At 71.6% G+C, this 24,497-nt stretch carries 23 protein-coding genes; 11 read left to right on the top strand and 12 right to left on the bottom strand.

Annotated elements, in window-relative coordinates; translation table 11 throughout:
- Nucleotides 1-55: 55 nt before the first annotated feature.
- On the bottom strand, nt 56-1,483 hold the full coding sequence (locus OG522_RS30855; protein WP_329466313.1) for a HEAT repeat domain-containing protein: 1,428 nt from the start codon (nt 1,481-1,483) through the stop codon (nt 56-58).
- A gap of 266 nt (nt 1,484-1,749) precedes the next feature.
- Nucleotides 1,750-2,142: an ankyrin repeat domain-containing protein gene (locus tag OG522_RS30850; RefSeq protein ID WP_329466312.1), complete on the bottom strand. Its 393-nt coding sequence runs from the start codon at nt 2,140-2,142 to the stop codon at nt 1,750-1,752.
- 296 nt (nt 2,143-2,438) lie between these two features.
- On the opposite strand from OG522_RS30850, the gene OG522_RS30845 reads away from it, so the two are divergent.
- Entirely contained in the window at nt 2,439-2,633 is a 195-nt protein-coding gene (locus OG522_RS30845) for a hypothetical protein (protein WP_329466311.1), read from the top strand.
- Nucleotides 2,634-2,682: 49 nt separating this feature from the next.
- The gene (locus OG522_RS30840) at nt 2,683-4,248 is read left to right on the top strand and encodes an ATP-binding protein (protein ID WP_329466310.1); all 1,566 of its coding nucleotides are present in this window, start codon (nt 2,683-2,685) and stop codon (nt 4,246-4,248) included.
- Between the two features lie 73 nt (nt 4,249-4,321).
- Here the strand turns inward: OG522_RS30840 and OG522_RS30835 are convergent, their stop codons facing one another.
- On the bottom strand, nt 4,322-5,827 hold the full coding sequence (locus OG522_RS30835; protein ID WP_329466309.1) for an SCO1417 family MocR-like transcription factor: 1,506 nt from the start codon (nt 5,825-5,827) through the stop codon (nt 4,322-4,324).
- Between the two features lie 106 nt (nt 5,828-5,933).
- Here OG522_RS30835 and yczE point away from each other — a divergent pair, with 106 nt between their 5' ends.
- From yczE to OG522_RS30815, 4 genes are all read left to right on the top strand, one after another.
- Complete coding sequence (gene yczE, locus OG522_RS30830; RefSeq protein ID WP_329467803.1) at nt 5,934-6,629, top strand: membrane protein YczE; 696 nt, start codon at nt 5,934-5,936, stop codon at nt 6,627-6,629.
- Nucleotides 6,630-6,661: 32 nt separating this feature from the next.
- Nucleotides 6,662-7,390, top strand: coding sequence for a glycerophosphodiester phosphodiesterase (locus OG522_RS30825; RefSeq protein ID WP_443074849.1), 729 nt, complete (start codon nt 6,662-6,664; stop codon nt 7,388-7,390).
- A gap of 48 nt (nt 7,391-7,438) precedes the next feature.
- On the top strand, nt 7,439-8,806 hold the full coding sequence (locus tag OG522_RS30820; RefSeq protein WP_329466307.1) for an MFS transporter: 1,368 nt from the start codon (nt 7,439-7,441) through the stop codon (nt 8,804-8,806).
- Nucleotides 8,807-9,060: 254 nt separating this feature from the next.
- Nucleotides 9,061-9,435, top strand: a complete 375-nt coding sequence (locus OG522_RS30815; protein ID WP_053724453.1) for an RNA polymerase-binding protein RbpA — start codon at nt 9,061-9,063, stop codon at nt 9,433-9,435.
- A gap of 96 nt (nt 9,436-9,531) precedes the next feature.
- On the opposite strand, the gene fxsA is transcribed toward OG522_RS30815, so the two are convergent.
- From fxsA to OG522_RS30795, 4 genes are all read right to left on the bottom strand, one after another.
- A complete protein-coding gene (gene fxsA, locus OG522_RS30810; protein ID WP_329466306.1) occupies nt 9,532-10,101 on the bottom strand; it encodes an FxsA family membrane protein in 570 nt (189 codons plus the stop codon).
- Nucleotides 10,102-10,161: 60 nt separating this feature from the next.
- Complete coding sequence (locus OG522_RS30805) at nt 10,162-10,929, bottom strand: polyprenol monophosphomannose synthase (protein ID WP_329466305.1); 768 nt, start codon at nt 10,927-10,929, stop codon at nt 10,162-10,164.
- Between the two features lie 576 nt (nt 10,930-11,505).
- Nucleotides 11,506-13,143 carry an amidohydrolase gene (locus OG522_RS30800; protein ID WP_329466304.1) on the bottom strand — a complete coding sequence of 546 codons (1,638 nt, stop codon included), beginning with the start codon at nt 13,141-13,143 and terminating at the stop codon, nt 11,506-11,508.
- 63 nt (nt 13,144-13,206) lie between these two features.
- Entirely contained in the window at nt 13,207-13,647 is a 441-nt protein-coding gene (locus OG522_RS30795; protein WP_030116435.1) for an Lrp/AsnC family transcriptional regulator, read from the bottom strand.
- 204 nt (nt 13,648-13,851) lie between these two features.
- Between OG522_RS30795 and OG522_RS30790 the strand changes: the two genes are divergently transcribed.
- Nucleotides 13,852-14,271 carry a hypothetical protein gene (locus OG522_RS30790; RefSeq protein WP_329466303.1) on the top strand — a complete coding sequence of 140 codons (420 nt, stop codon included), beginning with the start codon at nt 13,852-13,854 and terminating at the stop codon, nt 14,269-14,271.
- A gap of 65 nt (nt 14,272-14,336) precedes the next feature.
- Here the strand turns inward: OG522_RS30790 and OG522_RS30785 are convergent, their stop codons facing one another.
- From OG522_RS30785 to OG522_RS30770, 4 genes are all read right to left on the bottom strand, one after another.
- On the bottom strand, nt 14,337-15,431 hold the full coding sequence (locus OG522_RS30785) for a phosphotransferase family protein (RefSeq protein ID WP_329466302.1): 1,095 nt from the start codon (nt 15,429-15,431) through the stop codon (nt 14,337-14,339).
- Nucleotides 15,432-15,457: 26 nt separating this feature from the next.
- Entirely contained in the window at nt 15,458-16,579 is a 1,122-nt protein-coding gene (locus OG522_RS30780; protein WP_329466301.1) for a hypothetical protein, read from the bottom strand.
- 180 nt (nt 16,580-16,759) lie between these two features.
- Complete coding sequence (locus OG522_RS30775) at nt 16,760-17,932, bottom strand: acyl-CoA dehydrogenase family protein (RefSeq protein ID WP_329466300.1); 1,173 nt, start codon at nt 17,930-17,932, stop codon at nt 16,760-16,762.
- A gap of 314 nt (nt 17,933-18,246) precedes the next feature.
- Nucleotides 18,247-18,873 carry a TetR/AcrR family transcriptional regulator gene (locus OG522_RS30770; protein ID WP_329466299.1) on the bottom strand — a complete coding sequence of 209 codons (627 nt, stop codon included), beginning with the start codon at nt 18,871-18,873 and terminating at the stop codon, nt 18,247-18,249.
- Nucleotides 18,874-18,976: 103 nt separating this feature from the next.
- On the opposite strand from OG522_RS30770, the gene OG522_RS30765 reads away from it, so the two are divergent.
- Both OG522_RS30765 and OG522_RS30760 read left to right on the top strand, forming a co-directional pair.
- Nucleotides 18,977-19,591, top strand: a complete 615-nt coding sequence (locus OG522_RS30765; RefSeq protein WP_329466298.1) for a DUF6230 family protein — start codon at nt 18,977-18,979, stop codon at nt 19,589-19,591.
- The gene (locus OG522_RS30760) at nt 19,582-20,043 is read left to right on the top strand and encodes a hypothetical protein (RefSeq protein ID WP_329466297.1); all 462 of its coding nucleotides are present in this window, start codon (nt 19,582-19,584) and stop codon (nt 20,041-20,043) included. Before OG522_RS30765 ends, OG522_RS30760 begins: the two co-directional genes overlap by 10 nt.
- Here the strand turns inward: OG522_RS30760 and OG522_RS30755 are convergent.
- Complete coding sequence (locus OG522_RS30755; protein WP_329466296.1) at nt 19,974-21,338, bottom strand: peptidase C39 family protein; 1,365 nt, start codon at nt 21,336-21,338, stop codon at nt 19,974-19,976. The two genes, OG522_RS30760 and OG522_RS30755, sit on opposite strands and share 70 nt — an antisense overlap.
- Before the next feature lie 282 nt (nt 21,339-21,620).
- Between OG522_RS30755 and OG522_RS30750 the strand changes: the two genes are divergently transcribed.
- Together OG522_RS30750 and OG522_RS30745 are read left to right on the top strand one after the other, a co-directional pair.
- Nucleotides 21,621-22,232: a uridine kinase family protein gene (locus OG522_RS30750; protein WP_329466295.1), complete on the top strand. Its 612-nt coding sequence runs from the start codon at nt 21,621-21,623 to the stop codon at nt 22,230-22,232.
- 374 nt (nt 22,233-22,606) lie between these two features.
- Nucleotides 22,607-24,496 carry an AAA family ATPase gene (locus tag OG522_RS30745; protein WP_329466294.1) on the top strand — a complete coding sequence of 630 codons (1,890 nt, stop codon included), beginning with the start codon at nt 22,607-22,609 and terminating at the stop codon, nt 24,494-24,496.
- The last annotated feature ends 1 nt before the right edge of the window (nt 24,497 follow it).

The following is a 24,497-nucleotide window of genomic DNA, read 5'->3' as shown; positions in this document are numbered from 1 at the left end:
TCTCACCCGGGTCCGGCCGTGGATCGCACGGCGCCGTTCCCGCGAGAGACATGGATCACACGGCCGTCGGGTCCGGGCCGAGCCGGTCGTGGATGGCGCTCTGCACCTCGGCCTCCTCGGCCGGGTCGGCGGCGAGCCTGCGCAGCCGCTCGGCGACGCGGGCGTCCACGAGCTCGGCGTACTGGGCGGCCACCTCCCTCGTGGTCTCCTCGCAGTCCCACAGGCATTCGACGGCGAATCCGGTGGCGAAGGAGGGGTCGGTGGCGGCGAGCGCACGGGCGGTGCGGCCGCGCAGCTCGGAGGAGGCCGTCTCCCGGTACACGTGTCGCAGGACGGGGGCGGCGCAGACGATGCCGAGCCGTCCCGCCCCGTCAACGAGCGCCCTCAGGAGCGGCGCGTCGGGTCCTTCGGACCGCACGGTGTCGCGGAGCGCGCCGAGCACCAGCTTCTCGTCACCCGCCTCGCCCCGGGCGGCGAGCACGCTGGCTGCCGATGCGCCCAGTGCGTCGGGCCGCTGGACCCAGCGGCGCGCCCGGTCGACGGCCTCGGGGCCGCACATCCGCTCGAAGGCGTGCACGGCGGCCTCGGCGGCGGTGCGCGAGCCGGCCGGTCCCGCCGAGAAGGCGGCTTCGATGAGGTCGAGTACGCGGGGGTCGCGTGACTCGGCGAGATAGTGCAGGGCGGCGCCGCGTGCGCCGTCGGTGCCGCACCGGGCGGCCTCGATGATGGCGTCACGGTCCTCCGGTCCGGCGACCGCGCCGAGGCACCTGGCCGCGGGCAGATGCAGGACCGCACCGCGTTCCAGGCCTTGGTCCGCCCAGTCGAAGACGGCCTGGACGCTCCATCCGGGGCGCGGCCCGGACGGCCGCATCTGGCGCTGCCAGCGGTCGAAGGAGCCGGTTTCCCGGGCGGCCCGCACCCGGGCGCCCACGCTCTCGCGCGGATCCTCCGCCCACAGCCGCCAGGGACGCGGCTCATAGGCGTCCCGCACGGTGACGGCGAGCTCCGCGTCGCCCTCCGCGGTGGCCGGGAAGCGGCCGAGCACGGAAGTGGCGAGGCCGCGCAGGCCCGCGTCGTCGTCGCGCAGCGCCAGTTCGTCCAGGGCCCAGGCCCAGTTCGAGCCGGACGCGGCGTAGCGGCGCAGCAGCGCCAGCGCGTCGGTCCTGCCGTACGAGGCGAGGTGGCCGAGGACGGCGAGGGCAAGCCCGGTCCTGGAGTCCTCGGGGTCGAGGATGTCCTCGGCACCGAACAGGTGGCGCTCGATCTGGTCGAGCCCGCCGTCGAGATCCAGGTAGAGGCGCGCGTAGTACAGGGAGCGGTTCTCGACCTGCCAGTCGTGGCGGGGGTCGCTCAGTACGCAGTGGTTGAGGGCCGCCAGGGCCTCGTCGCGCGGGGCGGCCAGCGCGTGCAGGGTGCCGTCGCCGCGGCCCCGCTGCAGGAGGCCGAGCAACGTGCCGCTCGGCGCTATGACTGGATCGAACATGGAAATAGCCTCACATCAAGCTGTCGACGCAACCGGGATTCGTGCCTTGCCCTAGGCCGCGCAGCAACATGTTGGGCCGCCCGCTGTCTTCTGCTTGGTGTAGACCATTGTCCTGCCTCTCGTCGCGGTCCCCGATGGAGGGACCCTGCCCCCGATGTAGGGGTTCGACGTCATGATGACCCAGCCATTTCGCCATCGCGACCACATTTACGGCGCCCCTCTCCGCGGGCTCTTCGGTGGATCCCCCGTAAACGGTTGGTGGACGCTCAGTTGGCGCCGAACAGCGCGAGCAGCTCCGCCTTGCCGAACATCCGGGCGGTGTCGACCGCGGAGGGCGTCCCGGCGGAAGGATCGGCTCCGCCGGCGAGCAGGGCCTTGATCACCGCGTCCTCACCCTTGAAGACGGCACCGGCGAGCGGGGTCTGGCCGCGGTCGTTGGCGCGGTCGGCGTCGGCGCCGCGGGCGAGCAGGGCGCTCACCGCCTCGGCATGCCCGTGGTAGGCGGCGAGCATGACGAGGGAGTCCCCGCGGTCGTTGGTGAGGTTCACGGGCACCCCGGCGTCGACGTACGCGGCGAGCGCTTCGGCGTCTCCGTGGCGAGCCAGGTCGAAGACCTTGGACGCCAGCTCGACCACCTCGGGATCGAGTTCCTCACTCATCGAAAACTCCTTACGGGGCAACGGAACAAACCCGCGCGGCAACTGCGCCGTACGAGTGAATCGACAGGGTACTGGCCAGCGGCCGACATGAGGCGGCCGGTCGGCGGCAAAGATCACCGGGAGTGACGAGTTCCGCGATGGTGGGCGCACAGTGTCCCGCTCCGGTCGGCTTTTCGTATCCGCCACCCCAGTGAAATTGGGGATGTTTCACCCATTCGCACCTTTTATCGCATAGATACTTCCTGTGAGCCTGGAAGGACTCATGGTGACTGTCCCGACAACCAGGAGATCCCGAAATGATCCTTTCCATCTCAGGTGTGGTGCTGCTCGGAATCATCGTCTTCCTCTTCTTCCGCAAAGACGGGCTCAAGGCCTCGCACGCGTTCGTCTGCGCGCTCTTCGGCTTCTACCTCGCCGGCACCGCGATCGCCCCGAGCATCACGGCGGGAGGCGCGAGCCTCGCCGGTCTGCTGGGCGGGATCAAGTTCTGAATTCCCGCTGTCCTGCGCACAACTGCACAATCGACACCAGGAGAACGACGTGGCCCGGCGACCGCTCCCCCGCATTCTGAGCAGCTACAGCGCACCGATCGCTCGCAGCCGCGAAATCGCGCGCACGGCCGCCGACAGCGCCACCGACGTCCTTCATCCGCTCATCACGATCACCCGCGGCCTGCGGGTGATCGGCGCCGCCCTGCGCGCCAAATGGGCCGCCACCCCCAAGGAACGGCGTGGTCCCGCGCTGTTCCTGACGGCGGCCGTGGTCCTGGTCGTCGCGCTCATTCCGTACGGGCCGCTGCTCGCCCTGATCACGGTGATGGGCGCGGCCGCCTGGAAGGGCCGCGAGAAACCGGTCGTCAAGACGGGTCCCGACGAGGCGGAGCTCGCCCGGCTCCAGTCCCTCTACGAGGCACTCGTGCCGTATTTCTCCGTACCGGAGGACCCGGCCCCGCTGTTCTCCCACGGCGGCGAGTGGGACAAGGCCTTCAGCGACCACGAGTTCGACGACAGCGGCCGCCCGACCCGGCTCCGGGTGCGCTACCCGGCGTACTTCACCGACGGCGAGGCCGCCTCGCGCGCCCGTATCGAGCAACTCCTGCACGCCAAGTCGGGCCGTGGCCGCGAATACCACTTCGCCTGGGACGAGGAGGGCAACCAGCTCGTCATGAGCGTCCTGGACGCGCTGCCCACCTCGATCGCCGCCCAGCGCTTCGTGACCTCCCCCGGCGAGACCGTCCTCGGCTTCACCGACGCCGACGCCGTGCGGCGCACCGTTCCGGTGATCGCGGGCGACGGGAGCCACGACGCCCCGCCGGTGGTCTGGCGCACCGGGCCGCGCTCCACCGAGCCCCACCTCCTGGTCGTCGGCCGGCCCGGCACGGGCACCACGACCCTGCTCCGCTCCATCGCCCTCCAGGCCCTCAAGGACGGCGACGTGCTGATCGTCGAGGGCAGCGGCACCGGGGAGTACGCCTGCCTGACGGGCCGCTCGGGCGTCCTCGCCGTAGAATGCGGGCTCGCCGGGGCGCTGGCCACCCTGGAGTGGGCCTCGCACGAGACCGAGCGGCGCCTGATCTGCGCCAACCGGGCCCGCCAGGCCGGCCACCCGGCTCCCGAGGACACCAAGCGGCCGCTGTGGATCCTCCTCGACCGCCCCAGCGTCTTCGCCGACCTGGCCGCGGCCGACGGCCGCACCGACCCGCAGCACCTGCTCCAGGTCCCGCTCCGGCACGGCCGGGCGGCCGGGGTGACGGTGGTCGTCGCGGAACAGTTCGACACCCTGGACGATCTGACCGAGCCCGTACGCTCCCACACCCGGGCCCGCGTCGTCCTCGGCCCCGCGTCCCTGGCCCAGGTCGAGTCGGTCCTCGGCACCCCGCCGCACACCACCCCCACCCCCGACGTCCCGCCGGGCCGCGGCTACGCCCGCCTGGGCACGGGACCGGTCCTGCGGCTCCAGGTCCCCGCCACCCCCGACCCGTACGACGACGCGACGACGGAAGCCCATCGCCAGGCGGTCCTGGACCTGCTGCCCGCCCGCGACGTGCCGGTGGAGGCGACCTCCCGGGAGACACCGCCGGTGGAGGCGGTTCCGGCGGAGGGGTGACGGATCGGGCCTCCGCGTCCGACACATTTCGGGATCCGCTGGGCCGTTGGACCCTCAGCCCCGCCCCACACCCTCAGGCCACGAACGTCCGCGGCGGCGGCTCCGCGCTCCCCGAGCCGCCGCCCGTCTCCACCAGCCGGGCCGCCGCCGCGAGCCGTACCGCGGCTTCCTCGGCGACCGGGCCGCCCACCGTGAACGGCAGCCGGACGTAGCCTTCGAAGGCGCCGTCGACGCCGAAGCGGGGTCCGGAAGGCACCCGTACGCCGACCCGTTCGCCGACCTCGGCCAGGCGGGATCCCGAGAGACCGCCCGTGCGGACCCACAGGGTGAGGCCGCCGTGTGGCACGTGGAACTCCCAGTCGGGGAGCTCCCGGCGCACCGCCGCGACCAGCGCGTCGCGGTTCTCGCGGGCCTGGGCCCGGCGGATGTCGACGGCCTGCTCCCAACCACCCGTCGCCATAAGCCAGTTGACGGCCAGCTGCTCCAGCACCGGGGTGCCCAGATCGGCGTACGCGCGGGCCGCGACGAGGGAACGGATGACGTCGGGGGCGGCCCGCACCCAGCCGATGCGCATGCCCGCCCAGAACGCCTTGCTCGCCGAGCCAACCGTGAGCACCGTGGCCCCGGCCGGGTCGAACGCGCAGACCGGGCGCGGCATGTCCACGTCCTCGTCGAGCCACAGCTCGCTCATCGTCTCGTCTACGACGAGCACGGTTCCGGCCGAGCGGGCGGCGTCCACCAGCTGGCGCCGCTGGTCCTCGTCGGCGAGCGCGCCGGTGGGGTTGTGGAAGTCGGCGACGACGTAGGCGAGCCGGGGCGCGGCGTCCCTGAGCACCTGGCGCCAGCGCGGCAGGTCCCAGCCGGTCAGCCCCTCCGCCATGGCGATGGGCACCAGGCGGGCGCCCGCCTCGCGCATGAGCTGAAGGATGTTGGCGTACGAGGGCGATTCGACGGCGACGCGTTCACCGCGACCGGCGAACAGATGGCAGATGGCGTCCATCGCACCCATCGCACCCGTCGTCACCATGATCTGCTCCGGCATCGTCGGGATGCCGCGCGCGGTGTAGCGCTCGGCGAGCATCTGGCGCAGGGCAGGCAGCCCGGCCGGGTAGTCGCCATGGGTGTGCGCGTACGGCGGGAGCTCTTCCAGCGCGCCCTGCACCGCCCGGGTCAGCCAGGGCTCGGGGGCGGGCAGGGCCGCGCAGCCCAGGTCGATCATCGAGCCGAGTTGCTCGGGCGGGAGCGGTTCGAGGCCGCGGCCGGGCAGCGGGTGCCCGGCGGGCACGGCGGTCCAGCTGCCGGCGCCGCGTCTTGATTCGAGGAAGCCCTCGGCGCGCAGCGCCTCGTAGGCGGCGGCGACCGTCGTGCGGCTCACCGACAGGGCGAGGGCCAGTTCGCGCTCGGCGGGCAGCCGGGCGGCGGCCGGGACCCGGCCTTCGAGAACGAGCAGCCGGATGCCGTCGGCCAGCGCCCGGTAGGCGGGCGGTTTGCGCAGCCCCGCACCGGCCGGGCGGGGCTGCTGCGCCTTGAGCTGACGGGCGAGCTGGGCCGGCCCGATCGCCGAGGTCCACTGAGCCATGAAGTCAGTCCACCTTCCTCGAATTGGCCATGGTCGGAGTCCATTTCCCCGCCACAGAGTGTCATGGGTCAGTCCACTTCCACCACACAGGATCCATCCAGGGGGCATCACCTTGTCCACGCACCTCACGCGGAGGCTGCTGCAGCTCTATGTCGGCCTCGCGTTGTACGGCGTCAGCTCCGGGCTGCTCGTCCGCGCGGGGCTCGGCCTCGAACCGTGGGGAGTGCTGCACCAGGGTCTCGCCCGGCACACCGGCCTCTCCATCGGTGTCGTATCCATCATCGTCGGCGCGGCGGTCCTGCTGCTGTGGATCCCGATCCGGCAGCGGCCGGGACTCGGCACCGTCTCCAATGTCTTCGCGATCGGCGTCTTCATGGACGGAACGCTCGCCGTCGTGCCGGACGCACACGGTCTGCTCGCCCAGGTTCCGCTCATGGCCGGGGCCATCGTCTGCAACGGCGTGGCGACCGGCCTCTACATCTCGGCCCGCTTCGGCCCCGGGCCGCGGGATGGGCTGATGACTGGCCTGCACAAGGCGACCGGCCGCTCAATTCGGCTCGTGCGCACGGGACTTGAGGTGGTCGTCGTGGCGAGCGGCTTCCTGCTCGGCGGCTCGCTCGGCATCGGGACAGTCCTCTACGCGCTGTCGATCGGGCCGCTCGCCCAGTTCTTCCTCCGCGTCTTCGCGATCCCCGAACCGGCCCGCGAGGGCGCGTCCGGCCCCACCGTCACGTCCCCGCCGCCCGCGGGAAGCGCGGTCGTCGCGGGGGCGACACCGGAGCGCGCCATACTTCCCGGGTGACTCGCGTACGCCACCCCTATCTGGACCACCCGATGCCGATCCCCTTCGCCCACCGCGGCGGGGCGGCGGACGGCATCGAGAACACCGCGGCCGCCTTCGCACGGGCGGCCGCGGCGGGCTACCGATACTTCGAGACCGATGTGCACACCACGTCCGACGGGCGCCTGGTCGCCTTCCACGACCCGACACTCGACCGCGTCACCGACGCCGGGGGAAGGATCGCCGAGCTGCCCTGGGCCGAGGTGCGGCGGGCCCGGGTGGCCGGCCGTGAGCCGCTGCCGCTGTTCGAGGAACTCCTGGAGGCCTTCCCGCAGGCCCGCTGGAACGTCGACCTCAAGGCCGAGTCCGCGCTCGCCCCGCTGGTGGACCTGATCCGACGCACCGGCACCTGGGACCGGGTCTGCGTCGGCTCGTTCTCGGAGGCCCGGGTCGCGCGGGCGCACCGGCTCGCGGGGCCGCGCCTTGCCACGTCGTACGGCGTGCGCGGGGTCGCGGCGCTGCGGCTGCGCTCCTACGGGATTCGGGTGCCGCTGCGGCCGGGCGCCGTCAGCGCGCAAGTGCCCGAGCGCCAGAGCGGCATCCCGGTGGTCGACCACCGCTTCGTGCGGACCGCGCACGCGCTCGGCCTGCAGGTCCACGTCTGGACGGTCAACGATCCCGATCGGATGAGAGCTCTTCTCGACCTTGGTGTGGATGGCATCATGACCGATCATCTGGAGACACTGCGCACGGTACTGACCGACCGGGGAGTCTGGCACTGACCCCCCGCGGCCCCCGCTCGCGTACGGCCACGAGCGGGGGGACGCGGGATGAGCGCCGAGATCTCTGAGATCACGGGCCGGGCGGAACAGCCGGTGAGCCGGGCCGACCGCAAACGGGAACAACGCGGCTGGTACTTCTACGACTTCGCCTGCTCGGTGTATTCGACGAGCGTGCTCACGGTGTTCCTCGGCCCCTATCTGACCTCGATCGCCAAGTCGGCGGCGGACCCCGACGGGTTCGTGCGTCCGCTGGGGATCCCGGTGCGCGCGGGCTCGCTCTTCGCGTACGCCGTGTCCGCGTCGGTGCTCCTCGCGGTGGTCCTCATGCCGATCGTGGGGGCGGCCGCCGACCGCCGCGGCCGCAAGAAGCCGCTCCTGGCGGCCGCCGCCTACACGGGCGCGGCCGCGACGGCCGGGATGTTCTTCCTGGACGGGCACCGCTATCTGCTGGGCGCGGTCCTGCTGATCGTGGCGAACGCCTCGCTGTCGGTGTCGATGGTCCTCTACAACGCCTATCTGCCGCAGATCGCGGGCCCCGAGGAACGCGACCGGGTCTCCTCGCGGGGCTGGGCCTTCGGCTACACCTCGGGCGCCGGCGTCCTCGTCCTCAACCTGATCCTCTACTCGGGCCACGACGGCTTCGGCGTCTCCGAGTCGACGGCGGTACGGATCTGTCTGGCGTCGGCCGGCATCTGGTGGGGTGCGTTCACCCTCGTACCGCTCAGGCGGCTGCGCGACCGCGCGGTGGCGGGGCCGGCGGCCGACGGGAAGGTCGGCGCGGGCTGGCGGCAGCTGATCGCGACACTGCGGGACATGCGCGCCCGCCCGCTGACGCTCGCCTTCCTGGCCGCGTACCTCATCTACAACGACGGTGTGCAGACAGTGATTTCGCAGGCTTCGATCTACGGATCCGAGGAACTCGGGCTCGACCAGAACACACTCATCGTGGCCGTGCTGCTCGTGCAGGTCCTGGCGGTGGCGGGCGCGCTCGGGATGGGGCGCCTTGCCCAGACGTACGGGGCGAAGCTCACGATCCTGGGCTCGCTCGCCGTCTGGACGGTGATCCTGGGGGTCGGCTTCTTCCTGCCGGCCCGTCACCCGGTCCTCTTCTTCGTGCTGGCGGGGGCGATCGGAACGGTACTCGGCGGCAGCCAGGCCCTGTCGAGGTCGCTTTTCTCACACATGGTTCCGAGCGGCAAGGAGGCCGAGTACTTCTCGGCCTACGAGATGAGCGACCGGGGGCTGAGCTGGCTGGGGCCATTGGTGTTCGGTCTCGCGTATCAGCTGACCGGCAGCTACCGGGATGCGATCATCTCGCTGGTGGTGTTCTTCGCGGCCGGATTCGTGCTGCTCGCCAGGGTGCCGGTGCGGGCCGCTGTCGCCGCCGCCGGAAACCCTGTTCCGGCGCGGATTTAGACGTTGAAGTGAAAGGCCGGTAGTGTACGCCTTTGGCCTGCCAGGCGGACCGTTACTGCGTGCTCAAGTAGAGAAGACGCTGGGTGACATCTGCTGTCAGATGTGACAAACCGGTCACTGGTGGGTACAACAAGGGGCGGCACGACGGCGACGCATGACCCAGAACGGGAATCTTTACCGCCGACCGGACGTTGACCGGATGACGACGACAGTGACACCTGTCCTGTGGGCGACAAGCCCGGGAGGCACGATTCATGAGTGAGCGAGCTCTTCGCGGCACGCGCCTCGTGGTGACCAGCTACGAGACCGACCGCGGCATCGATCTGGCCCCGCGCCAGGCCGTGGAGTACGCATGCGAGAAGGGACATCGCTTTGAGATGCCCTTCTCGGTGGAGGCGGAGATTCCGCCGGAGTGGGAGTGCAAGGTCTGCGGGGCCCCCGCACTCCTGGTGGACGGCGACGGCCCTGAAGAGAAGAAGGGCAAGCCCGCGCGTACGCACTGGGACATGCTCATGGAGCGGCGCACCCGCGAGGAGCTGGAGGAGGTTCTGGCCGAGAGGCTGGAGGTCCTTCGTTCCGGCACCATGAACATTGCCGTGCATCCGCGCGACAGCCGCAAGTCCGCCTAGTCGCGCAGTTCGGCGACACAGCACACAAAAGCTGAGGGCCGGTCACACCACCTGGTGTGACCGGCCCTCAGCTTTTGCCTGTGATGCCTGGGCTGTTCAGGGAGTCAGCGGCGGGCGGGGGCTCCGGTCCTCGCGCGCGGGGGCGTCGTTCCGGATGACCTCGCCGGGTACGACCTTGCCGTCCGGGTAGTGGATGCGGGCCTGCTGGAAGGCGTCACCGAAGCTGCCGGGAGGGGCCGTCCGCATCCGCTTGTCCAGCGAGCGCTCGACGTAGCGGACCGCGAACTTCCGTACCGGCGGGACCAGGCACAGCAGCCCCACCGCATCCGAGAGGAAGCCGGGGATGATCAGCAGCAGACCGCCCAGCATGGTCAGAGCGTTGCCCTCGCCGCCCGACTTGGCGGCGGCGGGGGCGGCCCCGGACTGCTGCTCCTTGAACGCCTCGGTCAGCTTGCTGAAAGCACGGCGCCCGGCCCGTTTGATGACGTATCCACCGAGCATGAAGCCGCCGATCAGCAGCAGTACGACGGTGAGGCCGCTGGTGGCACCGGCCACCACGGTGAGCAGCCAGATCTCCAGGACCAGCCAGGCGGCGATCCCCAGAGGTACGAAGGTGCGTGCGCGCGAGCGATTGGGAACTGTCGGAGGCGGAGTGCCGGTCGTCATGTTCCCAGTGTGCCTGGCAGCCGATCCGTACGGCGTAAGGAGGAGATCAGTCGGCGCTGGTCATGAGGGTTTGCGGCCCAGGAGTTTGTTGGCGCGCGAGCCGACGCCCCAGGCGGTGACCCGCCAGAGCGCCTCGACCAGGATGTCGTTGCTCATCTTGGAGTCGCCGCGTTCGCGCTCGATGAACGTGATGGGGACCTCCACGACGTGGAAGCCCGCACCGACCGCCCGGCGGGCCAGGTCGACCTGGAAGCAGTAGCCGGCGGAGGCGACCTCGTCCAGGCCGAGGCCCTCGAGGGTCTCGCGCCTGAAGGCCCGGTAGCCGCCGGTCACGTCGCGGATCGGGACGCCGAGCAGCAGCCGCGAGTAGGTGGAGCCGCCGCGCGAGATGAACTCGCGGTACTTGGGCCAGTTCACGATCCGGCCGCCGGGCACCCAGCGCGATCCCAGCACCAGATCGGCGCCCTTGAGGGCGGTGAGCAGCCGGGGCAGTTCCTCGGGCTGGTGGGAGCCGTCGGCGTCCATCTCGACGAGGACGCCGTAGTCGTGCTCGATGCCCCAGCGGAAGCCCGCCAGATAGGCCGCGCCGAGGCCTTCCTTGCCCTTGCGGTGCAGGACGTGGACCTGCTCGTCGTCGGCCGCGATCTCGTCCGCGAACTTGCCCGTGCCGTCGGGGCTGTTGTCGTCGGCGACCAGAACGTGGGCCTCGGGGACCGCCGCTCTGACGCGGGCGACGATCGGCTTGATGTTCTCCGCCTCGTTGTAGGTCGGAATGATCACCAAGGCTCTGCCCAGCGGGCCGTACCGCCTCTGACCGCCGTCGTTCACTGCTGCCCCTTATTGTCCGTACGCAGGGGACCACCATAGCGAGCGGTCACGATCAGGCCGCACCGCGAGGGTGTGTGGTGTCGGATGCGCCCGGATGGCGGCGGAGATCCGCCGGTATGCCGGGTGCCGCGGAACGGGGTCGGTACCGGGGCCCGGCGCCCTTCGGGCCGACCTGGGACCCGCTGGCTGCGGGCCAACCGAAAGCCGTTGTCTACTGAGCGTCCGGGCCCCACCCGGGTCGCACCGTCCCCTGGGCCCGCCGTGGGCTGGGGGGACGGCCGCCCGGCTGAAACCTTCCCTCGCCCCCGAGGCGCGGGCGCTGAACCTGGCTCCCAGTGGTGGTGTGCCGGTGCGGCACACCACCCCATGACCCAGCGGCGTTCGACGACTGCGTGGAGGCTTAACCGGTCGGACGTCCTGTGGTGGACTCGGCCGAACCTACCGGCCCCTGGCCGCTTTCTGTCAACAGCCGTTTGAGCTGCGGCGTTTTCACAAATCGCCAGGTCATGGCCGAAGATCCGCAGGTCGTGGCGATGCCGTGACGGCCGCCCATCAACGGTACGAAATGTCCCTATGTCACTCGTTCGGCCGCGCGAATACCGTTTGTCCGAACACTACGGTGCGCAGACAGACCGGCAGGGCGGTGCCCGGGGTGAGGTCGGGCAGGCCCGGAGTGCCCGAGCGCGGGTCGGTGGACCACCGGGCCACCCGGTCGTCCGGGGCCTGGACCACGAGCTCCTCGGCGCGCCAGACCGCGTAGTCGGCCGGAGCGCCGGGCACCAGGATGCCCGCGTCGTCCCGGCCGATCGCGCGCCAGCCGCCCCGGGTGTGGGCGGTGAAGGCGGCGCGGGCCGAGATCCGGTGGTCGAGGGTGCGATGGAAGGCGGCGGCGCGGACGGTCCCCCACGGGTCCAGCGGGGTCACCGGGGCGTCGGAGCCGAACGCGAGCGGCACCCCGGCCCGCAGCAGCGCCGCGTACGGGTTGAGGGTGCGGGCCCGCTCGACGCCGAGCCGGTCGGCGTACATGCCCTCGTCGCCGCCCCACAGAGCGTCGAAGGCAGGCTGCACGGAGGCGGTGAGGCCGAGCTCGGCGAAGGCGGCGACGGTGGCGGGGGTGAGCATCTCGGCGTGCTCCACGCGGTGCCGGGCGGCCCGGACGCGGGGCAGGCCGACCTTCTCGGCGGCGGCCCGGACGCCCTCGACCACCGCGCTGACGGCGGCGTCGCCGATGGCGTGGAAGCCGGCCTGGAGCCCCGCCTCGGTGCAGGCGGCCACATGGGCGGCGACGTCGGCGGCGTCCAGGTGGGCGGCGCCGGTGTGCGGAACGTCCTCGTAGGGGGCGTGCAGGCAGGCCGTACGGGAGCCGATCGAGCCGTCCACGAAGAGGTCGCCGGCCGCGCCGATCGCGCCGAGTTCGCGGATGCGACCGGCGTCCTCGGCACTGGCCACCAGGTCGGCCCAGTAGCCGAAGACGCGCGGTCCCCGCTCGGCGCGGGCGAGTTCGAGCAGCGCGGTGAGGTCCGCCTCGTCGGAGATCTCCGGGCCACCGCACTCATGGACGGTGCCGATGCCGAGTGAGGCGGCGCGGGCGAGCGCGGCACGCTGGGCCTCGGCCCGCTGCCGGGGGGTGATCGCGCGGTGCGCGGCGCCCCTGACCGCGTGATGTGCGATCCCGGTCAGCGGCTCACCGTCGCGGAAACCGGCGAGGTCACGGACGCCGCGCACCCGGTCCAGGAGGGCGGTGGTGACGACGGCGGAGTGCACGTCGATGCGCGGGAGGTAGAGCGGGCGACCGCCAGTCGCCTCGTCGAGTTCGGCTCGGCGCGGGGCCCTGCGCTCCGGCCAGCGGCTCTCGTCCCAGCCGTTGCCCAGGAGTACGTCGTCGTCGGGGCGGGCGGCCGCGTGGGCGCGTACGGCGTCGAGGGCCTCGGCGAGGGTGCGGGCCGAGGAGAGGTCGAGGCCGGTCAGGGCGAGACCGGTGGCGGTGGTGTGCACATGCGCGTCGGTGAACGCGGGAGTGACCAGAGCGCCTTCGAGGTCCACGACCTCGTCGACACCGGAGGCGAAGGCGTCCGCGGCGCCCTCCGAGCCCACCCAGGCGACGTGTCCGCGTTCGACCACCATCGCGGTGGCGAAGGGGTCGGCGGGACTGTGCACGTCGCCGCCGCGCAGCAGGACGGTGCGCTGGGCGGTCTCTTCAGTCGCGGAACTCATGAGGGACAGCCTAGGCGGGCGTCCGGTGGGCCCCGGCCGGGGTCGGGGCCCGCGCGACACCCGCTAGATACGCGGCGGCCGCGCCTCGTACGGGGTGGACAGGACGACGGTCGTGCGGGTCGAGACGCCGGCCAGGGTGCGGATGCGGGTCAGCAGGTGCTCCAGCTCCAGCGGCGTCGCCACCCGCACCTTGAGGATGTAGTTCTCGTCCCCGGCCACGCTGTGGCAGGCCTCCAGCTCCGGTACGCCCGCCAGGCGCTCCGCGATGTCGTCGGGGGCACTGGGGTCGAAGGGTTTCACCGAGATGAACGCGGTCAGCGGCAGGCCCACCGCCTCGGGGTCCACGACGGCGGCGTATCCGCGGATGACCCCGCGCTGTTCGAGACGGCGTACCCGCTGGTGCACCGCCGAGGTGGACAGGCCGGTGGCCTTGCCCAGGTCGGTGTAGCTCATCCGCCCGTCCTTGACGAGCAGATCCACGATCTGACGGTCCAGCTCCTCCATGGCGATCAACCTATTGCCCCAGGTCGCTTCCGGCACAGTCGGACGGCGCGGGAATCGGCACCTGCGGGCGGCATGTGACGAACGCCACAGGTTTGCGGAAGGGTCGCGGGGGCCCGCGTGGTTACCGCCCGGGCGTGGCGGGAAGTGCTTGCTTTGGTCGCGGCCACGGCGCACATGCCGGCCCACCCGAGGGGGAGTGTCCCAATGCAGAATCCCAAGCGCACCCGTATGGAACGCGAACGCAGCGAACCGGAGCCTGTCGATATCAGCGAGTTCATCGACGAGGAGGACTCGCTCGACGCCTACGACACCTTCGAGATGTACCGGGTGATCTGCCCGGACTGCGCGCAGCCGATCGCCCTGCTCGCCGACGAGGACGAGCTGCCCGAGCACGCGCTGTGCCCGAGCCCGTGGAACCCGTTCGTCCTGACGGTCTGTGCCGGGACCGGGCGCGCCGCGAGGGACGCGGAGGCGGCGGACGAGTCGCTCGACGTCCAGGAGCAGGACACCGCGCTGCTGCTCACGCTCCCCCAGGGGCTCGACTGGCGCACCCAGCCCTTCTCGCACGTCGGCGGTCCGGGCTCGCGCCCGATGCGCGTGCCGCGGATGCGCCGCGCCGCCTGAGCGCGCGGCAGACCGGTGGACCGGACGACGCCGAAGGCGCGTCCGGCCGCTGAGCCGGCGAACACTCAACTCCAGTACGTACCGAGCACCATGGCCTCCAGACTGGCCCGGTGCAGGATCAGCGCGTCCGGGTCCGCGGGCGGTTCGACCTCGCCGAAGTGCAATTGCCGGTAGGCGACCCTCAGCATGACGACAGCGTGCCGCAGCGCCGCGTACAAGATGTGGAAGTCCATGTCGCGCGGGGTGTGACCGGTGAGTTGGGCGTAGCGCCGCTCGATGTCCTCGCGCCGCAGAAAGCCGGGGAGGCCCCGCTGGCCGAAACTCACCGTCAAGTCCTGGAAGAAACGGTGCAGATAGACGGTCCAGCCGAGGTCGAGTTCGCGCGGGCCGCAGGCGGCCATCTCCCAGTCGAGCACGGCCACGGGTTCGAAACCGTCGTAGACGATGTTTCCGATGCGGGCGTCGCCCCAGTTGAGGACGGCGGAACCTTCGTCCTCGGGCCAGTGCGCGTCGAGCCAGTCGAAAGCCGCCTCTATGAGCGGGGAACGCGGCACCCCGTCAACCACCCATTCGTAGTAGTCCCGTTGGGCCCCGACATGACGGCTCAGCGCCGAACCCTTGCCGCCCGGAAGCAGGAACTCGGCTTCCCCGGGCGGGAATTGGTCGTGCAGCCGGGCGATCACTGAGACGGTGGCGTCCTGGAGGCGGGCGCGTTCGGCGTCGGTGGCCTCGTACAGCCAATTGCCTTCGTACGTATAGGGCATGACGTCCGGCGGTACGCGCCCCTCGGCCCGGTCCATCACGAAGAACGGCGCGCCGAGCGGCCCGGGGTCCTCTTCCAGCCACCGGACCCGGGGCACGGGTACGTCGGTGTGCTCCGCGACCAGGCGCATCACGCGGTGCTGGCCGGCCATGTCGTACACGGGGAAGACGGTGTACGCGGCCGGGTCGGCGGCGAGCCGCAGGGCGCAGGCGCGGACCGGGGTTTCGGGGTGCTCGATGTCGAAGAGGAGGGTCTCGCTCGACATGCCGTTGGACGACGGCACCCGGATGCCGGTGACGCGTGCGCCGGGCAGCCGGGCGTCGAGCCAGCCGGTGAGCCGGCGGCCGACGTCCTCGGGGTCGCGGGTGGAGGTGCGGGGGCGTGGCGCGCTGGTCAAGGCGGTGCTCCCTTCACAAAAGGCCCTCAGGGCGCGAGGGAGGTGTAGTCCATGAAGCCGCTCGGGTCGTGGCGGCCGAAGCTGCCGTGCTCGAAGATGCCGTAACCGGTCTGCCCGTCAAGGGTGAAACGGGCCGCGTGGTCGGTGACGCCGAACGCGGCCATGGGGTGGGCGGCCGGGTCCGACAGGTCGTAGGTCTGGCGGTCACTCCAGCCGCGGCCCTGCCAGGTGCCGTGCTGCCAGCCGTCGGCGGGCGGGTAGCCGGCGCCCACCGCGAGGGGCGAGGAGGCGAGGATCTCGACGCCGAGTTCGAGGGGTTTGCGGGACGTGTCGGTGAGGTGGATGACCGCGCGCTCGGGGTGGCGGGTGCCGCTGCGGTAGGTGATGTCGGTCTGGGGCCAGCCGAGTTGGGTGTCGGGGTGGCCGTCTTGGACGAGTACCGCTTCGTTGAGGGTGCGGTATCCGTCGGCGTCCTCCTGGGTGATGACCATGAGGAACCGGTCGTCGAAGCGGGCCGGCACCCAGAGCCAGTGGAATCCCTCCGGCCGGTACTCGTCACCGCGTCCGGCCTCCTCACCGGGGATCGGCCGCACGCCCCAGCTGCGGTCCCGGGTGCCGGTCCACTCCCCCGCCGTGACGGGAATCTCCTGGCCCCCGACCCGGATCACGCCGGTGCAGTGGCCCGCCTGCACGAACCGGCGCCCCTCCAGCGTGAGGCGGTCCCCCTTGCGCTGGGTGTGATGGGGCTCCCACAGTGCGGGGAAGTCCGCGTGCCACGTCACGTCGTACGAGAGCGAGTTCGGGTCGCCCGGATCGGGAGCGCAGTGCAGGGTGAGGCGGCGCAAGGGGGTGTCGACGGTGATCCGCAGGGGACCGACGGAAAGGTTCATTCGGTCGTCGGTGAGGGCGTCGGACGCCCTGACGGCGTGCAGCCGGTCGCCGATGCGGAGGGTGGCGTAGGCGTCGATCACCCCGGCGTTGGGATAGACCCCGAGGCCCGCGATGAGCAGGGCCCGGCCCTGGTGGTCGAAGACGTGGAAGATGCAGCGGTCGTAGGCGTTGCGGTCACCGGTGACGAGGTGCTTCATCGAGAGCGGGGCCTGATGGACGGGGTACTCGTCAAGAGGGACGGGACGGTCCTGGGGCATGGTCAACCTCCGGCCGGACGCGGGGAGCTGACGGTACGTCAGCCGGGCCGCGCTTGCCAGACCCCGGGCGCGGGGAGCGGCCGGGAACGCCGGTCCGCACCCCGCCAGGAGCGCGCCGGGCCGCCGCGATCAGGGGTGGTCCCGGATCGCGGCGGCCTCAGTGTGGCCGGGAGCTGGAGGTCAGCGGGTCTCCGGGCCCGCGAGGTGGCGGGCGATGACCATGCGCTGGATCTGGTTGGTGCCCTCGACGATCTGGAGCACCTTCGCCTCGCGCATGTACCGCTCGACCGGGAAGTCAGCCGTGTAGCCGTAGCCGCCCAGGACCTGGACCGCGTCGGTGGTCACCTTCATCGCCGCGTCGGTGCAGAACAGCTTGGCCATCGCGGCCTGCCGGGAGAAGGGGCGCCCCGCGTCGCGCAGCCTGGCGGCGGCCAGGTACAGCGCGCGGCCCGCCTCGATCTGGGTCGCCATGTCGGCGAGCATGAAGCGCAGGCCCTGGAAGTCGGCGATGGGGCGGCCGAACTGGCGGCGCCCGGTGGCGTACGCGAGCGCCTCGTCCAGGGCGGCCTGGGCGACCCCGATCGCACAGGCGGCGATGCCGAGCCGGCCCGAGTCGAGTGCCGAGAGCGCGATGGCGAAGCCCTGGCCCTCGTCGCCGATGCGGCGCGCGTCGGGGACCCGCACCCCGTCGAAGTGGAGCTGGGCGGTGGGCGAGCCCTTCATGCCCATCTTCTTCTCGGGCGCGGCCGGGCTGAGCCCCTCGGCGTCGCCCGGGACCAGGAAGGCCGTGATGCCGCGGGCGCCCTCGCCCCCGGTGCGGGCCAGGACCGTGTAGAAGTCGGCGAGCCCGCCGTGGGTGATCCAGGCCTTGGTACCGGTGATGACCCAGTCGTCACCCTCGCGTACGGCCTTGGTGCGCAGCGACGCCGCGTCGGATCCGGAGGACGGCTCGGAGAGGCAGTACGCGCCGAGCAGGCCGCCGCCGAGCATGGCGGGCAGGTGCTCGGCCTGCTGCTCCTTGGTGCCGTAACCGGCCAGGGCATGGCAGGCGAGCGAGTGGACGCTGACGCCGAGGCCGACCGTGAGGCGGGCCGAGGCGAGCTCTTCGAGCACCTGGAGGTAGACCTCGTACGGCTGGTCGCCGCCGCCGAACTCGGCGTCGTAGGGCAGACCGAGCAGCCCGGATTCGGAGAGCAGGGTGAAGATCTCGCGCGGGAAGTGCCCGGCGTCTTCCTGCTCGGCGGCCCCAGGCGCGATCTCCCGCTGGACGATGTCGCGCACCAGCGCTACAAGGTCCCGGGCCTCCTCGGTGGGCAGCTGTCGTTCCACCGGCTGCTGGGCACGGTCGGGCATAGCGGCGCTCTCCTCCCTGTCGGGCGCTTCGACGGCCGCACGCGCAGGGTATGGCGGCGCCGCCGGTGAATCTGCTCTACAGCCGCTGCCTTCCCCTCCGGGTCACGGAAGTAGCAGGCGGGCGGCCGTGGCGCTGTGAGTATGCCCGATCGGACGCGTCCCGTCACTGGCTCCAAGATCACGATTTGCCCGGCCGCCTTGCCGTGTTGCCCCTTGGAATTGAGCGCTCCGCAATTGGTCCGAACCATTGGCCGCACTGGTCCAGTCCTTCCGGCGTTCCCGGACGGCGGCGCCGGTCCGCCCCTGCGACATGACTAGGCGGGCTCCGGCACCGGGCACGACGGCTCGAACTCCGCGATGGTGTCGAGGGTGTGCCGCAGCATCCGTACGAGCAGTTCGCGCACGGTGCCGCGCGGCGGCTCAAGGGTGCCGAGCCAGTCCAGGGTGACGCTCTCCACGCTGCCCAGCCAGCCGAGCAGGGCGAGCCGCGCCAGCGCCGGTATCTCCCGGGTTCCGTAGGCACCCTCGGCGATGGTGGCGATCAGCTCCTCGCGCACGCCGTCCCGGATGGCCTGCACCTCGGTGTCGAAGCCCACGCCGCCCGTGACGATCGTCCGGTACGCCGCCTGGTTGTGCTGGGCGTACCGGAGGTAGCCGTCGATGGTGCGGTGGACCCGTTCGGCGCGGGGCAGGTCGGTGTCGCTGCCGGCCCGCGAGACCAGGTCGGTGACGGAGTCCTCGACGATGGCCAGGTAGTAGCCCCGTTTGGACTTGAAGTAGTAGTAGATCAAGCCCTTCGCCACCCCGGCGTGCTGCGCTATGTCGTCCATCGACAGCGCGTCGTACGAGGTGTCCGCGAACAACTTCCGGCCGGTTGCGATGAGTTCGGTGCGGCGGACCTGCGATTTCTCGGTCGTGCCGCCCTGTTGACTATTATTCAAATTCGGCCCTAGTCTCCAACTGCCACAGGATGCCCGCAGTATGGCAGACCTGCATTCGCACTCCCCCTGCACCGCTGGACGACGGATCGTACGGGAGGATCAAGTGGGCGCAGCTGGCCGGCCGCTGGCCGAAGGCAGAACAGCGTGGAAGAAGACCGCCGCCGTCGCCCTGCCGGCGGTGGTCGCGGTCGGGATCATGGCCAATGTGATGGCCGAGGGTGCGCTGGCCGCGTCGTTCGCGGTCTCCGGCACGAGTTTTCAGGTCGCGTCGGGGAAGCTGACCAGTTCGGGGCTCTCCTCGTTCGTGCAGACCGACAGGTCGGCCGACGGCAAGGGCCACCCGGTGGCGCTGCTCGGCATCGGCGACGCGAGGCTCAGCGACATCTGCCAGTCGGCCGAGGTCAACACCCCGGTGGGGACAGTGGTGTTCAAGCTGACCGCGGGCGGCGACGCGGGCGAGGTGACGGCCGGCAACCTGGTGATCGACGGCGCGGACCTGGTCGGCGACGCCCACTTCGGCACGGCACAGATCGGCCGGGACACCTCGACTCTGGACGCGGTGAAGGGCGTCCGGGACGAGAAGGGGAAGTTCGGCCTCCAGGCCGGGGACATCGAGGTCAACGGGGTGAGGTCGCACGCCTGGTCGGCGACCGGCGGCAACTTCCGGCTGAAGGGGATGAAGGTCGATGTGAGCATCGGCGGCAAGAAGTGCTTCTGAGACGACTGGGGCGACTGGGACTGCTCCGGGTGCCCGGTCCCGGCGACCCGGCCGGGCAAGGCGGCCGGGTCGCCGGGCTCTTCATGATGTGGCAGAACCCGTCGTGGGCGACGATGCAGGTGGCCCGGGGCCACCACGGGATCTGGGCTGGTTTCGTGCTCCTGTACGCGGGCGGCACCGTCGTCGCCGCGCTGCTCGGCCGTCTCGCGGGGTGGCCGCTCGGCCTCGCGGCCTTCGCCGCGGTGGCGGGCTTCGCGCTGCTGACCCGGCGTTCACCGGTACGGCTGCTCTACGGTCTGGTCGGCGTCCCGAAGCGACACTGGAAGGCCGACCTCGGCCTGGCACTCACGTACCCGGTGCCCTGGGGGTCGCCGGTGGCGGCTCAGCCGATGCCCACGGCCGCGAGTGCCTTGCGCTGCCTGGCCGTCGGGCGGGCGGGCCAGTACAGGTAGCAGACGCCTCCCGTGCCCGAGACCACCTTCCCGCTCGCGTTGTAGCGCTTGGTCCGCAGCCAGATGTTCTCAAACTCTCGCCGGTTGTACACGCGGCGTACGGCCGCGTCATCCGCCGAGGCCGGGTCGTTGGCGATCACGTCGCCGTCCGCGGTGAACCCGATCACCGTCATCAGGTGACCCGAGGTGCCGTAGCCCGCGCCGGTCAGCTCCGTCTTCAGGAAGGACTGCGACGTTATGGCGGGGATGCCCGCACGGATCAGCGTCTCCAGGTCGTTCAGTGAGCCGAGCCGGGTCACCACCGCGCTCATGTCCTGGTACGTGGCGGCGTACGCGGCGTTGAAGGGCCAGTTGCCGCAGCCCGCGTACTGGTAGTCGTAGGTGCGCCGGGCGGCCTGGCAGACCTGCGGGTCGGCGTAGGACGGATCGACCCAGGCGAGGTCGGCCGGGCCGGGCCGGCGCCCCCAGTACTCGATGATCATCTCGGAGGAGGTGGGGCTGCACCAGGCCTCGCCACCGTTGTCGTACTGGGGGTACTGCCCCTTGTGGATCTCCTGCGAGTAGCGCGGCACCTCCAGCTCGCCAGCGAATCCCGGCGTCGAGGCCTCCACCGTGAACCGGTCCGGAATGTCGGAGGCCATCGCGCCGAGCCGCCACACGGTGGGCGTGAGCCGGCTGCCCGGGAGGCGGTAGAGCGTGATCCGCAGCTGGTAGGAGGCCAGGCGCAGGCCCGCGGCCGGGGTGTCGATCGCGAAGGTGTCGGTGGAGATGGAGCTCTTGCCGTCGGCCTGGCCGTCGAGGGAGGTGCGCCGGATGTCGCTGTCGCCGTCGCCCGCCGTCCAGCGGCCCATGACGTAGGCCGGGGTCGCGGTCCCGTCCGTATAGGTGCCGAGCAGCTCGACCTGGAGCCAGGTGCCGGTCGGGGTGTGCGCGTTCCAGTGGGCGACGGCCTCGGTCGCGGGGACCGGGCAGCGGTGCCGCGGCGAGGTCCAGGCCGCGTACTCCCAGGTGGCGGTCCTGCCGGTGTGCGGGTCGGTGTAGGCGGTGCTTCCGGCGGGCGCGTCGATGACGATGCCGGGGCGGCGGCCCTCGACGGCGCGCACCCCGTTCGCGGTGCCCGAGCGCCACTGGGCGTGCGAGGTCCAGGCGCGGTTGTCCACGGGCTTCGGTGCCTGCTTCGGTCGGGACGCGCCGCCGGCGGCCGCGGCCGGGCCCGCCGAGGCGGTCACGGCGGCACCGGCCGCGACGGCGACGGCCGCGGCGAGGACGGTTCTGCGCGGGGTGGAGCTGGTCACGGTGAGGACCCCCAGTCGGTCGCGGATGGGGAGGCGGATGCACGTCAGCGGGCCAACTATCGCGGGTCCAGGGTCCCTTCGGCCAGCGCTGCGACCCCGCGTCCCGCCACCAATATTGGTCTCGACCACTGACGCGAGCCGGCGGGGCGCGGCTGCCCGGCGCGCCCCGCCCCGGGCCCGAAGCGCCGCGCCCGGATGCCCGTCGGCCACCGGGTACGGTCAAGGTCCCATCGGCCCGCCCCGCGGGATTCACACCGATCTCCGCGGCCCCAGGAAGGACACATGAAAAGCACCCCGCCCCCCGGCGCCGAGCTGCGCCAACTGGCCGTCCGCGTCGGCGCGTTGACGCCTTCCTGCGGTCCGGTGCGGCTGGTCGGCGTCGACGGGCACGCGGGTTCCGGCAAGTCCACGTTCGCGGCTCGGCTCGCCGACGCGCTCGGCGGGGCGCCGGTGCTGCATCTGGACGACCTGGCCACCCACGAGGAGTTCTTCGACTGGACGGACCGGTTCCGCCGGCAGGTGCTCGACCCCTTCGGGCGCGGCGAGGCCGCGCGCTACGACCCGTACGACTGGAACCTGCGGCGCTTCGGGGCGGCGCGCGTCCTGGAGCCCGCGCCCGTGGTGCTGATCGAGGGCGTCGGGGCGGGTCGCCGGGCGCTGCGGCCCGCCCTCGCGCTGCTCCTGTGGATGGAGCTCGACGCACAGGCCTCCTGGATCCGGGGTCGCCAACGCGACGGAATCGGACTCTCCGCCTTCTGGGACGACTGGACGCAGGCGGAGATGCGCCATTTCACCGAGGACCCGTCGAGGCCCTTCGCCGACACCCTGGTACGTCAGGGACAGGCGGGGTACGAGTGGCTCCCGAGACCGGATTCGGCAGCGGGTACGGACTGATTCATCACCGTGTGTGACGAGCTCGTCCCGACGCGCCGAACCGGCGCAAAACAGCCCCGACAGAGCCTCAACTCCGCTTGACCCAGGGGCCATACAGGTCTTACGTTCTCAATGTGCGGCTTTCCGAAGCTGCCGCAGACGCGAAGCCCCCGGTTGTTCCCCCGTGATCGGGGGCTTCGTTCTGCCCCTATTCTCCCCATCGGGACCGTCACACAGCGCTTGCCGCTCACCCTGGGTCACCACCAGGGCGCCTCCCGCGCCCCCTTCGGCAGCGGGCCTTCCCGCAGGTACGATGCACATCGGTGCGGTCAACTCCCGTCAATTCCCTTGCGCGAATTGGCGGTTCAGCACGGGGCACGGTGGTGGGGGACGTGATGGACTTCGGCACTACGGGCGCGCACGCCCCGGCCGAGCTCGCCTGGCTGCGCGGTGTGGACGCGTACACGATGGGCGCCTATCCGCAGGCCGAGGAGGAGTTCCGCACGGCCGTGCGGCTCGACCCCTCGATGGCGGACGGCTGGCTCGGGCTGCACGCGCTGCGCGTGGACACCACCACCGCGCTGCTGCGGATGTACCGCCACCGCGCGCGCTTCGGCGAACAGCGGGCGGGCCACCGAAGGACCCTCAACTCGTGGTACTGGCTGGGCTGGTGGGTGCAGCCGGTCCTGGAGAGCCCACGCGATCTGCTGCTCGCCCACGCGTCGCACTGGCTCGACGGGCGCCATGTCCCGGAACTGGACCGGGCGTTGGCGGGCCTGCCCCCCGTCGACACCGATCCGCAGGTGCGCTTCCTGCACGCCTGCCGCGCCTATCTCGTCAAGGACTGGGAGCAACTCGTCCGCCACACCGAGCCGTTGGTGGACGATCCGCTGCTGGGCATCGAGGCCGGTCTCTTCGGCGGGATGGCCCGGGTCCGCCTGGAGATGTTCGGCCAGGCCGAGCCGCTGCTCTCGGCGGCGCTGATGCGCTGCCGCAGTGAACAGCCCCAGCGCAAGGAGCTGCGCTACTGGCTGGCCCGCGCCCACGAGGGCACCGGGCGCTCGGCCGCGGCCCTCCCCCTGTACCGGGCGGTGCACCGGGTCGACCCGGCGTTCATGGACACCGCGGCGCGGCTCACCGCGATCACCGAGAACGACGGCTTCGACGGTTCCGAGGAAGCCCCCGACCTCGCCGCGGTCGCCCTGTCCGGCTTCGGCGACACCGTGGAGGCGGACGCCGACTCCGCCCTCGGCCTCGATCCGCCCGAGGGCCGCGAACTCAGACTCGGCGGCGAGGCGCAGCCGGCCGGTCCGCCGCCAGCGCTGCCGGGCGGGGTACGGGAGAAGCCAGGCGTGCCCGCGCAGCCCGGACCCCCGCAGTTCCCGGCCGGGCCCACCGACGCCGTGCTGCTTGCCGAGGCGCTCGCCGAGCTGGAGCGGATGGTGGGCCTCGAACCCGTCAAGCGTCAGGTCAAGGCGCTGTCCGCGCAGCTCAACATGGCGCGGCTCAGGGCCAGTCAGGGATTACCGGTCCAGCCGCCGAAACGTCACTTTGTCTTCTCCGGCCCCTCGGGCACCGGCAAGACCACCGTGGCACGCATCCTGGGCCGGGTGTTCTACGCGCTCGGGCTGCTCGGCGGCGATCATCTGGTGGAGGCCCAACGGGCCGATCTGGTCGGCGAGTTCCTCGGCCAGACCGCCGTCAAGGCCAATGAGCTGATCGACTCGGCGCTCGGCGGGGTGCTCTTCGTCGACGAGGCGTACTCGCTCTCCAACTCCGGTTACAGCAAGGGCGACGCCTACGGCGACGAGGCGCTCCAGGTGCTTTTGAAGCGTGCCGAGGACAACCGCGATCACCTGGTGGTCATCCTCGCGGGCTACCCCGAGGGCATGGACCGCCTGCTCGCCACCAACCCCGGTCTGTCCTCACGCTTCACCACCCGCGTCGACTTCCCCTCCTACCGGCCGCTCGAACTCACCTCGATCGGCGAGGTGCTCGCCGCCGAGAACGGCGACGCGTGGGACGAGGAGGCCCTCGACGAGCTGCGCTCGATCAGCGGGCACGTCGTCGACCAGGGCTGGATCGACGAGCTGGGCAACGGCCGGTTCCTGCGCACCCTGTACGAGAAGAGCTGCGCCTACCGGGACTTGAGGCTGTCGATGTATCCGTCGACGCCCACCCGGGACGATCTGTCCACGCTGCGTCTGCCCGATCTGATGCAGGCCTACGGAGAGGTCCTGTCGGGTCGCGGCCCGACGCGCCGCGACCCGCAGGAACCTCTGTGAG

It is taken from the genome of Streptomyces sp. NBC_01431, from assembly GCF_036231355.1.
Lineage (GTDB): Bacteria > Actinomycetota > Actinomycetes > Streptomycetales > Streptomycetaceae > Streptomyces.
This window is presented reverse-complemented; position numbering and strand designations above follow the sequence as displayed.

What these genes read in the sequence shown, in the direction of transcription:
- OG522_RS30775 (WP_329466300.1), bottom strand. Translation starts at nt 17,932, where the DNA reads ATGCCCGACCGTGCCCAGCAGCCGGTGGAACGACAGCTGCCCACCGAG.
- OG522_RS30845 (WP_329466311.1), top strand. Translation starts at nt 2,439, where the DNA reads ATGATCCTTTCCATCTCAGGTGTGGTGCTGCTCGGAATCATCGTCTTC.
- OG522_RS30780 (WP_329466301.1), bottom strand. Translation starts at nt 16,579, where the DNA reads ATGCCCCAGGACCGTCCCGTCCCTCTTGACGAGTACCCCGTCCATCAG.
- OG522_RS30795 (WP_030116435.1), bottom strand. Translation starts at nt 13,647, where the DNA reads ATGGAGGAGCTGGACCGTCAGATCGTGGATCTGCTCGTCAAGGACGGG.
- OG522_RS30820 (WP_329466307.1), top strand. Translation starts at nt 7,439, where the DNA reads ATGAGCGCCGAGATCTCTGAGATCACGGGCCGGGCGGAACAGCCGGTG.
- OG522_RS30825 (WP_443074849.1), top strand. Translation starts at nt 6,662, where the DNA reads ATGCCGATCCCCTTCGCCCACCGCGGCGGGGCGGCGGACGGCATCGAG.
- OG522_RS30850 (WP_329466312.1), bottom strand. Translation starts at nt 2,142, where the DNA reads ATGAGTGAGGAACTCGATCCCGAGGTGGTCGAGCTGGCGTCCAAGGTC.
- OG522_RS30750 (WP_329466295.1), top strand. Translation starts at nt 21,621, where the DNA reads ATGAAAAGCACCCCGCCCCCCGGCGCCGAGCTGCGCCAACTGGCCGTC.
- OG522_RS30855 (WP_329466313.1), bottom strand. Translation starts at nt 1,483, where the DNA reads ATGTTCGATCCAGTCATAGCGCCGAGCGGCACGTTGCTCGGCCTCCTG.
- OG522_RS30835 (WP_329466309.1), bottom strand. Translation starts at nt 5,827, where the DNA reads ATGGCTCAGTGGACCTCGGCGATCGGGCCGGCCCAGCTCGCCCGTCAG.
- fxsA (WP_329466306.1), bottom strand. Translation starts at nt 10,101, where the DNA reads ATGACGACCGGCACTCCGCCTCCGACAGTTCCCAATCGCTCGCGCGCA.
- OG522_RS30745 (WP_329466294.1), top strand. Translation starts at nt 22,607, where the DNA reads ATGGACTTCGGCACTACGGGCGCGCACGCCCCGGCCGAGCTCGCCTGG.
- OG522_RS30800 (WP_329466304.1), bottom strand. Translation starts at nt 13,143, where the DNA reads ATGAGTTCCGCGACTGAAGAGACCGCCCAGCGCACCGTCCTGCTGCGC.
- OG522_RS30790 (WP_329466303.1), top strand. Translation starts at nt 13,852, where the DNA reads ATGCAGAATCCCAAGCGCACCCGTATGGAACGCGAACGCAGCGAACCG.
- OG522_RS30815 (WP_053724453.1), top strand. Translation starts at nt 9,061, where the DNA reads ATGAGTGAGCGAGCTCTTCGCGGCACGCGCCTCGTGGTGACCAGCTAC.